Below are 13,608 nucleotides of genomic sequence, written 5' to 3'. Positions count from 1 at the left end.
CGTTCCAAGGCAGCCTCTCGGAAAAGGAATAAAGGAACCCCTTGTCTCTACGAGCCAAGGATACTATTCGACAAGGCGATAGTTCTTGTCATCTTGATGCCTTAGAAACACGATACAACTGACCGGTACGGTCACGTTGATTCCTTTGTTTCGGAAGTCTCTCAGCATATTGCGCTCTAAGACTCCCAGTACAAGGTGACCGTAGGGAACGTTGCAAGGCACGATTTCCTAAATTTCTTTCGAAGCAGTTCGGGCTTGGAACGCTTTTCTAATTCTTCTGCGGATATTATGGGAAAGAGACAGAAAGGGCGGTTGCTTATGCTGATCGCTAGAAATGCTAATGGAGAACTGGTTCAGGCTTACCAAGCCTCAAAAGAAAAAGGGAAGAATGTTGAAGAATATTATTGTCCGGCGTGCAAAGGGAAGTTGGTGCTGAAAAAAGGAAACATCATGATTGCCCATTTTGCCCATCACCAACATTCGGATTGTGCCGCTTTTTCGGAAGGCGAAACGCTTCCCCATCTGAAAGGGAAACAGCTGCTTCTGGATAAGTTCAAGAGTGAAGGCTTTGAAGTCACGTTGGAGTGTTGGCTGCCTGAATTGCAGCAGCGCCCGGATCTCTTGCTTGTTTTTGCGGATGGAAAGAAAATTGCTGTGGAGTACCAGTGCAGTCCGATTTCTGCTGCCGATTTGTCGGAACGGACAAAGGGATACCGACGATTCGGCTACGAAGTATGGTGGATTTGTGGGATGAATTATCAACCTGGTGGCATCAAAATGACGCAATCTGTCTATCAATTCTTGAAGCATTCCGTTGCACTTGGCAGTTGGATCGGGATTCTGGATACCCAGGCGGAAGAAATGCTTATCCATCACCACCTCAAGTTGGGCGGTGATGATCGTTTCTATTTTGTGAAGACGGCGATTCCTTGGGATAAGCTCACAATTGCTTACTTAGAGAATATCTATAGGAAGGGGAGTTTGCCTAACGATACCGATCTGATGCCGCAATCTACCGGGAAAACTGCTCAGCGAAAGCACATGCAGGCGAAGGATATCAACCTATTGCGGTACCGCACCGATCCGGAGCACCGGAAATTTCTGTTGGCGGTCTATCTCGATCGGAAGGACCTGTATCATTTACCGGCATTCCTGTTCGAATTGCCTTGCAAAACATTAGGTATCCGTACGCCGGCATATATTTGGCGGTATTATTTGCTCAGGGATTTCAGTAAACCGGAAATGGCCAATCCGCTCACGAAAAAACAGTTGCTGGATTGGCTGTCAAAATGCATACACATGAACATAATCCGGACAAGGACGTCGATGGAAGCTGAGGAGGCGAATTTATGGGAACCATTGCTCCAATTTATGATGCGGCTGGTCGAGGATGGGCATGCCGCAGCCATCGGCAGGGAAGAATGGGTCCTGATTTCCACGCCGTTGGATAGGCAAACTGAGGGTCATCATTCTTGCTTGGGTTAGAACGTGTTCAACTCTAAGTACCCTTTCGGTCTCAAGGTATGCTAAAATTATACTATTGAAAATTAGAGGGGGAACTCGGATGACAAACACAGATAAACAATTGAAGAGAGCGGAAGTCCCAGAGGCATCCACATGGGATTTGACAGCAATCTTTGCGACAGACGAAGCTTTCGGGAAAGCGTTGGATGAATTAGCAGGTGCAGTGCCGTTCGTGCGTGCGTTGCAAGGAACCGTCGGCTCGAGCAGTCACGCCTTGTTGAAAGGGATTGAAGAAGTCCTCAAAATCAACCAGAAATTGGAACGGGTCTATGTTTACTCCCATCTGAAGAATGATCAGGATACAGCGGATAGCCTGTACCAAAACCTGCACGACAAAGCCATATCTATCTTGACGAGCGTCAGTGAAGCGACTTCTTGGTTCGAACCGGAAATATTGGAGATTCCGGAGGACGAGCTGGAGAAATACTTGGCAGAAAACGAACAGTTGCAGCCGTATGCGCATCTGTTGGATAGCCTAACTTCTGCTCGTGAGCATGTGCTGACCGCCAGAGAAGAAGAGCTATTGGCGGGGGCTGGGGAAATTTTTGCTGCGCCAAGCAAAACTTTCTCGGTTCTCAATAATGCAGACATCACCTTCCCGACAGTCAAGAACGAGGAGGGCCAAGATGTCCAACTGACTCACGGTTTGTATGGGCAGTTGATGGAAAGTCCGGATCGGGAAGTGCGCGAAGGTGCCTTCAAGGCGCTCTACCAAACGTATGAGGGTCTGAAAAATACGTTTGCGACCACCTTATCCACGAACGTGAAGGCGCACAATTACAAAGCCAAAGTGCATAAATATAAATCCGCCCGTGCAGCGGCGTTGGCAAACAATCACATTCCGGAAGCGGTTTATGATACGTTGCTCCAGGTAGTCAATGAGCACCTGCCTTTGCTGCATCGCTATGTGGACTTGCGCAAGGAGTTGTTGGGTGTAGAGGAGTTGCATATGTACGATATGTATACGCCTCTGACAGGGGAAGCCCCGATCAAATACAGCATCGAGGCGGCGACGGAAGAAACCTTGAAAGGACTTCAGCCGCTTGGAGCTGAGTATCTGACTATCCTCCAGGAAGCATTCGGTAATCGATGGATCGACTGGCTTGAGAATGAAGGCAAACGTAGCGGGGCTTATTCTTCAGGCGCATACGACACGAATCCGTATATCCTGATGAATTGGCAAGATTCATTAAATCAACTGTATACCTTGGTCCATGAATTGGGTCATAGTGTGCACAGCTATCTGACAAGAAAGAATCAGCCATATGTATACGGCGATTATTCGATCTTCCTGGCCGAAATCGCTTCGACAACGAACGAAAATATTTTGACTGATTATTTGCTGAAGACCCAGACTGATCCAAAGGTCCGTATCTATATTTTGAATCATTACCTGGATGGCTTCAAAGGAACGATTTTCCGCCAAACCCAATTTGCTGAATTCGAGCACTACATCCACCAGCAAGCTTTGGCAGGTGTGCCGTTGACGCAAGATTTCATGACTTCTTATTATGCAGAGCTGAATGCCAAATATTATGGTCCGACCGTCGAGAAGGACCCTGAGATCGGCATCGAATGGACCCGCATTCCGCATTTCTACTATAATTATTACGTTTACCAATACGCTACCGGCTTTTCGGCTGCAACGGCGTTGGCAAAACGCATCGTTGAGGGAGAAGAAGGCGCGTTGGAGAAGTACCTTTCCTATCTGAAATCAGGGAACAGCGACTATCCGATTGAAGTGATGAAAAAAGCTGGCGTGGATATGACCCAGTCCGCTTACATCGAGGATGCCATGAAAGTGTTCGAGGAACGTCTGGATGAACTGGAACAATTGATTGCAGCGCAACAAGCGTAATAAACAATAAAAGCTTCGCGGTCCGTTGAGGACCACGAAGCTTTTTGCTTATCAGTGGGTGATGCGTTGGTAGTTTTTTCCGATTGTCGTGATGTTCGTTTTTTTCAGGTTGGCATGCTTTTGTCCACACTCGACCGAGCAGTCCTTGATCACTTCATGGAGTACTTCGGCAGTGATGTTGTCCTCCAACAAAAGGCCGTATTGATAATTAAGATTGTCAAAGATGACAAGTGACGGATTCGTTTTGATGTTCATCTCCTGGGCGATGTGCTGATCTGCTTCGTAGCTGCTTTTTACGAAAGGCGATTCTTTATCCTCAAAGAACATGTCGACGTCCAGATTGGCTTTGGCAGCCACCACCGCCAATAATTCTTTGGAGTAGGTGGTCTTGCCGTCCGCAAGTGATTTCTGCAGATGAAGCAAAAAGTTGCGGCCGCGTTTTTTTCCTTGCATCAAGGCAGCTTTATATGCCAATGAGGCATCATAGATTGAACTGTATATTTGGTTGCGTAAGGTTAGGTCTTTTTCCGGCAAATTTAATCTCTTCATATACTGTGTGACGGTATTGAAATTATGGAACGTGATGAAGCGGAAGTGGACTTTAGGTCCATCCAACGAACTCATGAATTTCAGGACTTCTTGTTCCGTACGGTAGCATTTGTGGCCGATCGGATTCACGAATAGATAAAGTTCAAAAATCTGTTGAGGAGAAGAGATAGAATCAGCGGTATTCTGTTTTGACCTATACATTTTATCCCTCCCTCTTTCCTATTTTGCTTACTTTAAGTTTACCAAAAAAAAGCCTAAACAAGTAGCAATAAGGCTTTTCGAAGGGCTGCCTTTGGAGATAGGCTCTGATTCTTCCGTGAAACCTTCATTTTTTCTTGTTCAGTATCTTCTGTTTTATTCTCAAGGTGTATTTTACGAGACAATTAACAATTTTGCAACTAAATCGACTGATTTTTTTCATCTTGTATGGCCTAGAATCCGATTCAAATAGAAGGAATTCACGTTTTTGTCTGTTTTCTCGGAAGGTAATAAGCAAAAAGACCCATTCTCCGCTTGGATTTCCGCAGAATGGACCTGTCTGTATGGGCTGTTGCTGGCTACCGGCTATTGGTGTGTCGTCGAATTGGGATAGGCCAGCATGCGTTCAATTTTCTGTTTCGCTTTACGGACTTTGATGTCGTGAAGCTTCAGGAAATTTTGGAATGCAAGAGCTCCTTCGTCCAAAGATTCGGACTCGAATTCTAATTCGTAATCCATTTGATCTTGGTAGAAGCTTTTGTCCAAGAAGTAGGTCCCTTTGTCACCGGGAAAATCATAGCGGATGGTAGAGAGCTGGCCGATGATCCCAAGGTCTCCTGTCTCAATGCCTAACTCCTTCAGTTTTTCGGCTACATTTCCTGACGCTTTGATCTGGTGGGAATCGACCAATGCTCTTGCTTCTTCAAGGGTCAAAGCGTCGGTCGTTTCCAATTTTTCATTTTCCTGAATCGGCGTCTTCAAAGTGATTTCACCTTTATCTTCATACATGCGGATGCGCAGTCCGCTGTTCAGGCCTTTGAGTTTATAGTCAGGTGTATCGAAATAGACGTTGGTTTGTTTGATGGGGTCTGTTTCATCAAGGTTGAAGGCAGTAAGCAACGCTTCGTATTCTTCTTTATTCAATAGGTTTTTGAATTCTTTTTCGATATTTTGGCTCATCGTCATTATTTCCTTTCGGTTATGAGGTTCATTTTGATTGCAACAGCTGTTCAAAAAATCCGAACCTTCGTTACAGTCCGTTCATCAGCATATATACTAGCAGGCGATGCGAAATCTTATTCTTATTGTATCATAAGTTTTGCGGAGTTGATTATTCGGAGCTGCTAGTGCACATAGCATACCGTGTATATTTGAAGAAAAAATGAATTCGGTCCTTTTCGACAAGAATTGTATAGAATCATAAATAATTGTGATAAAATAAAGTAGCATATACTATATGATAGGGTGTCGTTCTATGGAAAATAAGGAAGTTGAAAACTGGGATTCATTTTTAGCGCCGTACGAACAAGCGGTAGAGGAATTAAAAGTTAAGCTGAAGGGGATCCGTAAGCAATACCGCGATGAGAATGCGCACGCGCCCATTGAATTCATCACGGGCCGCGTCAAAACGAAGGAAAGCATATTGGAAAAGGCGGAAGTCCGGGACATTGACTTGACCAGACTGGAACAAGATGTGCAGGATATTGCCGGCTTGCGGATCATGTGCCAATTTGTAGAGGATATACACGAAGTTGTGCGCCTTTTGCGCGCAAGAAAAGACTTTAAGATCATCATAGAACGGGATTATGTTACACATAAAAAAGAGAGCGGTTATCGCTCATACCATATGGTGATCGAATATCCGGTCCAACGCATTTTCGAAGAGAAGAAAATACTTGTCGAAATTCAGATCAGGACACTTGCCATGAATTTCTGGGCAACGATCGAACATTCATTGAACTACAAATATCGGGGCGAATATCCGGAAGAATTGCATGACCGCCTAATACGCGCGGCGGAAGCAGCCTTCCGACTTGACGAAGAGATGTCGGAAATACGCGAAGAAATCAAAGATGCACAGCGCTATTTTTCCGATAAAAAAGAATAAAGAAGACAAGGTTGGTCGAGAGGAGTTCAAATATGAAAATTGCACTGGTCCATAACCAGACGCCAGAGACTTTATCGGTCGCGGCGAAATTCAAAGAGATGTGCCTCTCTGAAAAAATCGAAATTGTCACGGACCATCCGGATCTTGTGGTGTCGATTGGGGGCGACGGTACCTTGCTGTCAGCTTTCCATAAGTACGAAGACCAATTGAGCCAAGTGCGTTTTGTGGGGATCCATACCGGGCACCTGGGCTTTTATACAGATTGGCGGACCTATGAACTGGCGGAGCTTATCGAAAGCCTAAAGCATGATAAAGGGGAAAGCGTGAGCTATCCCTTGCTCGATGTCCGCGTCAAGTATGCGGATGAGGAGGAAGAAACCCGCTATATCGCTTTGAATGAGGCGAGTCTGAAGAAAATGGATGGAACGATGGTTTGCGATATCTATGTGAAGGATGAGCTGTTCGAGACATTCCGGGGCGATGGTCTTTGTGTTTCCACGCCTACAGGTTCGACAGGTTTCAGTAAATCGCTTGGCGGAGCTGTTATCCATCCCCGAACGGAAGCTATCCAGCTGACGGAGATGGCTTCAGTGAATAACCGCATCTATCGGACGCTGAGCTCACCCATGATCATCGCGAAAGACGAATGGATCGTAATCTATCCGCACAAGGAAGACCGCTTGATTTTGTCTGTAGATCATTTGACCTTCAAGAAAAGAAGCATCGAACGACTGGTGTATCGGATTGCCCAAGAGCGTGTGCATTTTGCACGTTATCGTCACACGCATTTCTGGGATCGGGTCGAAGATGCATTCATCGGCGTAAAGAAAAACGACAGGAATGAACGGACAAAGGAGCAGTGAATATGGCGACTAAAAAGTGGCTGCTGAAGACAAGTTTGAAGGAACAGCACGTCGAAAAGCTAAAAGAACTCTATCCGGATTACGAAATGATTACCAATGACGCGGAAACCGAAGCGTTCAGTGATGTCGAGTGGACTGTCGGCTGGAACGACAGATTGACGGATCTATTGGAGGAAGGACAGTTGCCTTCATTAAGATGGGTCCAAGCGATTTCGGCGGGCGTGAACAGCCTTCCCTTGGCAACCTTTGAAAGACAGGGAATCTATTTGACGAATGCGAGCGGCATCCACAGCGAACCGATTGCTGAATATGTCATCGGCGTGCTGCTTTCGCATATGCGCGGATTGCGGACTGCGATCCTGAATCAGCCGCAACGGAAATGGGAACAGACCACGGAACTCCAGGAGCTGAAAGGCAAGACGATGATGATCGTAGGGGCAGGCCAAATCGGCAATCGCCTGGGGGAATTGGCTAAAGCGTTCGGAATGAAGGTCATCGCTGTCAATCGCAGCGGCAAGGACATACCAAGGTTGGATGTGACGGTCAAAATGGATAACATTGGCACGGTCATCGACTTTGCGGATGTTGTCGTGGACATCCTCCCCCAAACGGATGAAACCTACCGTGTTTTTGATGATGCTCTTTTCTCGCGCATGAAAAAAGGCGTTCTCTTTGTGAACGTTGGGCGCGGCGTCACAGTGGACACTGCCAGCCTCATCAAGGCATTGGACGATGGAACAGTGGCTTATGCGGCTTTGGATGTGTTCGATGAGGAACCGTTGCCTGCTGCCAGCCCTTTGTGGAATCATGAAAAGGTACTGATTACACCGCATTTTTCCGGTGTGGTTGAGCATTTCCGGGACAATCTGTTCGAAGTTGTCTTAGAAAATGCAGCGAGTTTTAAAAAAGACGGCAAACCAAGCCGCAACCTGATCGATTTTGAAAAAAAGTATTAACAAATAAAGTAGGGCTGCGCCAGCGAGTCAGATGGTGCAGCCCTTTTTGCGGACAATTTTTTTTTGCTTGATGACGGGGCATGAGTTGTAGAATACCCTCGTTTTGGTTAGAATAGGAATGTATGTTGCCGACCAGACGCCTGAAGGTCTCAAGACCATCGGGTTGATTGGGCAACCTGTTCCAAGTCTGAAATAGCTTGTAACAAACCAAGGCGGAGGGCCCGCACACAGAGATTCGGTATAGAGTAGGGGTAGTGTAAAGTGATTTTTAGCTGGATATATGAAAAAGAAGAGACGACACTGATGAAGACTTTTTTACGTTCCAAGGGCGTATCAAAAAGTCTGTTGGCCACCATCAAATTCGATGGAGGCTGTATCTGGCTGAACGGCAAGGAAAGAACGGTATTGGCGACCTTGGAAAAAGGCGATAAAGTGATGATCCGCATACCGGATGAAGGGGAACATGAAACGACTGTCGGGGTGGACATGCCATTGGATATTTTGTTTGAGGACGAGCACTTTTTGGTTGTGAACAAACCGTTTGGTGCTGCTTCCATCCCATCGAAGGTGCACCCGCGTCTTTCCATGGCGAATCGCGTGAAAGGCTACTATCAACAGCAGGGCTATGTGGACCAAGTTATTCATATTGTCACGCGTCTGGATCGTGATACGACCGGCGTCATGCTTTTTGCAAGGCATGGGTACGCGCATGCTCTGATGGACACGCTATTGCGCAACAAGGAAGTCGACAAAACCTATCGTGCGGTCTTATCCGAACCCGTGCTGGCGGAAACGCATGGATTCATCGATGCCCCCATCGGCAGGACAGAGGATTCTATCATAACGCGAATGGTGCGGGAAGACGGAAAACAAGCGTTGACGGAATATTGGTTGGATAAGTCCTATCCGGATGGGCAGACTGTTAAAATCAAGTTGCATACGGGCAGGACCCATCAAATTCGGGTACATTTCACCTCAATCGGTGCGCCTTTGCTTGGGGATGACCTTTATGGAGGGAAAGCTGACCCTGATATGTTGCGGCAAGCCCTGCATTGCGAGTCATTGGCATTTGTGCATCCGATCAGCGGAGAACCTTTAAAGATTGAAGCACCATTGCCGGATGATTTCATCAAGTGGGAAAGCAGACAGATCAATAAGGAGGCTGATATCCGTGTTGGAACCACAATATGAATTTGAACTAGACGAAGCGTTGGCGAAAATCCGCGAATCGCTCCAGGGAGAGGATATGGAAAGATTCCGTTCCGATTTTTTGGACTATCACCTCTACGATCAAGCCCAGATCTACCTGGCTTTGTCCCCTGAAGAGCGCATAACGGTGTACAATTATCTCTCCGCTAATGAGATGGCGGACATGTTCGAAATCATCGAAGAAGATGTGGAGTCGATCGAAGAGTATCTTTTGGAGATGAACAATCAATACGCAGCCGATATGTTGGCAAACATGTATGCCGATAATGCGGTGGATATGCTGAAGCAACTGAAGGATGAACGGATTTGGCTTTATCTGCGTTTGATGCCCATAGAGGCGGCGAAAGAGATTCGGGCCTTATTGAGTTATGAAGATGAGACTGCCGGGGCCATCATGACGCCTGAATTTGTCTCTATCGTAGCCAATCAGACGGTCCGATCCGCGATGGCCATCCTTAAGAGTAAGGCCCCGGATGCTGAGACAATTTACTATATCTACGTCGTCAATGTGGATAATGTGCTGGTCGGTGTCATTTCCTTGAGAGATCTGATCGTGAACGATGAAGATATGATGATCAGCGACATCATGAGTGAGCGTATCGTATCGGTGAACGTAAAAGAAGGGCAAGAAGATGTTGCCCATAAAATCAGGGACTATGACTTCCTGGCTGTGCCGGTAGTCGACGAAAACAATGTATTGCTGGGGATCATCACCGTCGATGACATCATCGACGTCATCGATGAGGAAGCTGTCAGTGACTTCTCCGGTTTGGCCGGGGTCGACGTTGAGGAGCAATCAGAAAACCCCTTTGTGGCTGCATCCAAGCGGTTGCCGTGGTTGATTACGCTATTGTTCTTGGGTATGGGTACGTCCACTTTGATCAGCCAATATGAGGGTTTGATTTCGGAAGCATCAATCCTTTCAGTGTTTGTCACCTTGATCACCGGAACATCCGGTAATGCGGGGACACAATCGCTTGCCGTTGCCGTGCGAAAGATCGGCATGCAGGATGATGAGGAGAAAAATTTGTTCCGTACCATTTTATCCGAGTTGGCGACCGGATTGATTTCCGGGTTGGTGACTGGGGTCACGATTGCGCTTGTCATCGGTGTTTGGAAACATAACTTCATCTTGGGTGGGATCATCGGCATTTCCATGTTGGTTGCCATCACGGTGGCGAATCTGGCCGGTAGCTTGATTCCGGTATTGATGGATCGTCTTGGCTTTGATCCTGCTGTCGCAAGCGGACCGTTCATCTCGACATTCAGCGATTTGACTTCCGTTTTGATCTATTTCAACATCGCGAAACATTTCATCACCACACTCATGTAGGTGCAACAAAACAGGCAATGGACAAGCAGCCGCTTCGGCTGTGTCCTTTGCCTGTTTTGTTGCGAAGAGCTGTCACGCTATACTCAAACGCGTTCTGATTCGCAGACACCACTACCGTTTCGCTTAGTGTTAGTCCTCTTAGTGCTCGATTTCTACCCGCGATTTGTTATGGCTCTTGCGATTTTAATCGCATCAGGGTGCATCATTTTGCTTGTTACACAATTTGAAGTAAGGCCCTCTGATGTCGCACTGTGACATCAGAGTACTTGGTCGTTTACGATCACAGTGCATCTTTCTACTCTATCATTTTATCCATGTCGTGGTGTTGTATTCCGGCTTCTTCGTATTCTTCGCCGCAGATGCTGTAGCCGGCTTTTTCGTAAAAACCGATGGCGTGGTTTTGGGCTCCGAGGAACAGACGCTTACCGCCGAGCTCGCGGACGTGCCTTTCGATTTCCTGCATCAGGATGCTGCCGTATTTCTTTTCCCTTACGGCTTTGCGGATGGCGACACGCTGCACCTTGTGTTTGCCGTTTTCCATCGGGTAGATGCGGGCGGTGGCGACAGGGATGGCTTCTTCGTATCCGACGAGATGCAAGGTTTTATCTTCCAAATTATCAATTTCAATGGAGACCGGGACCTGTTGCTCCTCCACGAATACTTCTTTGCGGATGGCCAAGGCATCCCGATAGGTTTTTGATTGTAAATCTTGTGTCCATTCAAAATGCAACAATACGTCTACCTCGCTTTCAAAATTTGTTGGGTTTGTAGAAACCTCTTTTCTTATTTTACCTGAATCGGCATTTTTTGTCTGAATTAATTACTTTTACCTCATTTACCCGTGTTCTTTTGCTATACTTATCTAATCAGCAAGAGGAGGAAAAGTATGCTAGACATAATTGAAACAATCCAACAATTGACAAACATCCCGTCGCCGACAGGATATACTGCGGAAATCATCGACTTTTTGGATGAAAACCTGAAACGGAAGGGGTACGAACCTGAAAGAAATCACAAAGGCAGCTTGATGGTGACTGTTATAGGCACCGAAGATCAAAGCCGGCGCTTCGTGACCGCGCATATCGATACACTTGGGGCGATGGTACGCGCAATCAAACCGGATGGGAGACTGAAAATCGACCTGATAGGCGGCTTTACCTACCATTCCATAGATGGTGAATACTGTACGGTCCATAGTGCAGCCACAGGGAAAGACTGGACGGGGACGATATTATTGCACCAAACGAGCGTTCACGTCTATAAAGATGCGCGCACGGCCGAACGAAACCAGGATAATATGGAAATCCGTCTGGATGCAGAAGTGCAAACCGCCAAAGATGTCTCTGCTCTTGGCATCGGCGTAGGGGATTTCATCAGCTTTGCGCCTCGGACAGAGATTACTCCGACAGGGTACATCAAATCAAGACATTTGGACGATAAAGCCAGCGCGGCAATCCTGCTGCAGTTCTTGCACCGTATCGTTGATGAAAACTTGACGCTGCCTTATACGACCTGCTTCTTTTTTTCGAACAATGAGGAAATCGGCTACGGCGGCAACTCGAATATGCCGGAGCATACGGTGGAATATTTGGCTGTCGATATGGGCGCGATGGGCGACGACCAGCAGACTGACGAGTATACCGTGTCCATCTGCGTGAAGGATGGATCGGGTCCTTACCACTTTGGTCTTCGGCAGCAGTTGGTCGGATTATGCGAATCCCAGGCAATTCCTTTTAAACTGGACATCTATCCGTTTTACGGCAGTGATGCATCAGCAGCCATGAAAGCGGGTTGGGATGTCCGCCATGCTTTGATCGGGCCGGGAATCGATGCAAGCCATGCCTATGAGCGTACCCATCGGAAATCCTTGGAAGCTTGCTCCAAACTTTTGGAAGCGTACCTGTCCGCTCCAATGATCGGCAAACAGCCGCGGAAACAAGGGGATATTGAATGGAAAAATTAAGGAAAACAAATCTGCTCTATTGGAGTGTGTGGCTTTTGGTGATGGCGTGCCTGATATGGGTGTCCACCAAAATTGATTTTATTTTTTATCCGATCGGTGCCTTCATCTCGACAATCTTCACGCCAGTGCTTGTGGCCGGATTTCTGTATTATATTTTCACACCGTTCATCGAAATGCTTGAGAATAGGCTGAACATCAAACGACCGATAGGCATCCTCATCGTCATGGTTCTTATGATAGGCATCGTCATTTTCTCTTTTCTGGGACTCATTCCGAATCTCGTAAGCCAAATCGGAGAGTTATTGACGAATTTGCCTAACGTAGTCCGTTCCCTGAATAAACTTTATCAACAAGTCATTGAACAGGAATGGGTGGAGCGTCTGGATATCCCTACCCAATTGTCTCAGATGAGCGGAAATGTCCAAACCAGCATCAGCGCCTTCCTGAATGATCTGACGGGCAGCATCGGTTCTGTGTTGTCGGCCGTAGCGAACGTAGCCTTGCTCGTCATCATCATTCCGCTGATTTTTTTCTACATGTTGAAGGACGGACATAAGTTTCCTGAAGCGGTCGCCCAATTGCTGCCGCATGAATATTCTTCAGATGTGCTTGCGTTGCTGAAGGAAATCAACAAAACGATCGCCAAGTACATCAGTGGGCAGGCGCTTGTCTGTTTATTCGTAGGGACATTCACCTTCATCGGCTATCTGCTGATTGGACTGCCGTATGCCTTCCTGCTTGGGGTCACAGCAGCCATCACGAACATCATTCCTTATCTTGGACCATACATCGGCTTAATTCCGGCCGCTATAATCGGGTTGACTGTCGCTCCTTCAAAGGCGCTGCTTGTCTGTGTCGTTGTGTTGGTGGTCCAGCAAGTGGAATCGAACATCATCTCCCCCAATGTCTTGGGCAAAACGCTGGATATGCATCCGCTGACGATCTTGTTTTTGCTGTTGGCTGTAGGCAAAATCTCCGGTGTACTGGGAATGATATTGGCGATTCCCACGTATGCGGTGGTGAAAACCGTTGTTCAATATGTCCACCGTTACGTTAAAAACAGAAGGGAAAAAGTGTTGCATAAACAATAATGAAAAATAATAGGGATTCCAAGGGTTATTGATTGCTTTTTACCTTTGGAATCCTTTATTATGTAAAAAGTGTTAAGGGCATAACGAATCAATTTGTGCAGTTTTTATTATGAATTATGAGAATGACAGCGATTGGTTTGTGCAAAATATATTAATGCGGAAAATTTAGGAGGAAG

General features: G+C 46.7%; 12 protein-coding genes. 9 read left to right on the top strand and 3 right to left on the bottom strand.

Annotated features, from left to right (window positions below; genetic code table 11):
- Positions 1-318 precede the first annotated feature (318 nt).
- The gene (locus C7R56_RS07720) at positions 319-1,485 is read left to right on the top strand and encodes a competence protein CoiA (protein ID WP_159072197.1); all 1,167 of its coding nucleotides are present in this window, start codon (positions 319-321) and stop codon (positions 1,483-1,485) included.
- A gap of 79 nt (positions 1,486-1,564) precedes the next feature.
- Positions 1,565-3,382: an oligoendopeptidase F gene (pepF, locus tag C7R56_RS07715; protein ID WP_107995965.1), complete on the top strand. Its 1,818-nt coding sequence runs from the start codon at positions 1,565-1,567 to the stop codon at positions 3,380-3,382.
- Positions 3,383-3,433: 51 nt separating this feature from the next.
- Here the strand turns inward: pepF and C7R56_RS07710 are convergent, their stop codons facing one another.
- Positions 3,434-4,132, bottom strand: a complete 699-nt coding sequence (locus C7R56_RS07710; protein ID WP_107995964.1) for a DsbA family protein — start codon at positions 4,130-4,132, stop codon at positions 3,434-3,436.
- A 363-nt stretch (positions 4,133-4,495) separates the two neighbouring features.
- On the bottom strand, positions 4,496-5,089 hold the full coding sequence (locus C7R56_RS07705; RefSeq protein WP_107995963.1) for a CYTH domain-containing protein: 594 nt from the start codon (positions 5,087-5,089) through the stop codon (positions 4,496-4,498).
- A gap of 295 nt (positions 5,090-5,384) precedes the next feature.
- Between C7R56_RS07705 and C7R56_RS07700 the strand changes: the two genes are divergently transcribed.
- The 5 genes from C7R56_RS07700 (at position 5,385) to mgtE (ending at position 10,378) form a co-directional block, all read left to right on the top strand.
- Positions 5,385-6,017, top strand: coding sequence for a GTP pyrophosphokinase (locus C7R56_RS07700; RefSeq protein WP_107995962.1), 633 nt, complete (start codon positions 5,385-5,387; stop codon positions 6,015-6,017).
- A 32-nt stretch (positions 6,018-6,049) separates the two neighbouring features.
- Complete coding sequence (locus tag C7R56_RS07695) at positions 6,050-6,880, top strand: NAD kinase (protein ID WP_107995961.1); 831 nt, start codon at positions 6,050-6,052, stop codon at positions 6,878-6,880.
- Positions 6,881-6,882: 2 nt separating this feature from the next.
- Positions 6,883-7,836, top strand: a complete 954-nt coding sequence (locus tag C7R56_RS07690) for an NAD(P)-dependent oxidoreductase (protein WP_107995960.1) — start codon at positions 6,883-6,885, stop codon at positions 7,834-7,836.
- A 261-nt stretch (positions 7,837-8,097) separates the two neighbouring features.
- A complete protein-coding gene (locus C7R56_RS07685) occupies positions 8,098-9,027 on the top strand; it encodes an RluA family pseudouridine synthase (RefSeq protein ID WP_107995959.1) in 930 nt (309 codons plus the stop codon).
- Complete coding sequence (mgtE, locus tag C7R56_RS07680; RefSeq protein WP_268811291.1) at positions 9,008-10,378, top strand: magnesium transporter; 1,371 nt, start codon at positions 9,008-9,010, stop codon at positions 10,376-10,378. Before C7R56_RS07685 ends, mgtE begins: the two co-directional genes overlap by 20 nt.
- A gap of 295 nt (positions 10,379-10,673) precedes the next feature.
- Here mgtE and C7R56_RS07675 read toward each other — a convergent pair whose 3' ends face one another.
- Positions 10,674-11,111, bottom strand: a complete 438-nt coding sequence (locus C7R56_RS07675; protein WP_234402604.1) for a GNAT family N-acetyltransferase — start codon at positions 11,109-11,111, stop codon at positions 10,674-10,676.
- A 153-nt stretch (positions 11,112-11,264) separates the two neighbouring features.
- Between C7R56_RS07675 and C7R56_RS07670 the strand changes: the two genes are divergently transcribed.
- Positions 11,265-12,341 carry a M42 family metallopeptidase gene (locus C7R56_RS07670; protein ID WP_107995957.1) on the top strand — a complete coding sequence of 359 codons (1,077 nt, stop codon included), beginning with the start codon at positions 11,265-11,267 and terminating at the stop codon, positions 12,339-12,341.
- Positions 12,329-13,432, top strand: coding sequence for an AI-2E family transporter (locus tag C7R56_RS07665; protein WP_107995956.1), 1,104 nt, complete (start codon positions 12,329-12,331; stop codon positions 13,430-13,432). The genes C7R56_RS07670 and C7R56_RS07665 overlap by 13 nt, the downstream gene beginning before the upstream one ends.
- Positions 13,433-13,608 lie beyond the last annotated feature (176 nt).

It is taken from the genome of Trichococcus paludicola, from assembly GCF_003052295.1.
Classification (GTDB): Bacteria; Bacillota; Bacilli; order Lactobacillales; family Aerococcaceae; genus Trichococcus; species Trichococcus paludicola.
Note: the sequence above shows the minus strand (reverse complement) of the source record. Positions and strands in the feature narration are given on the sequence as shown.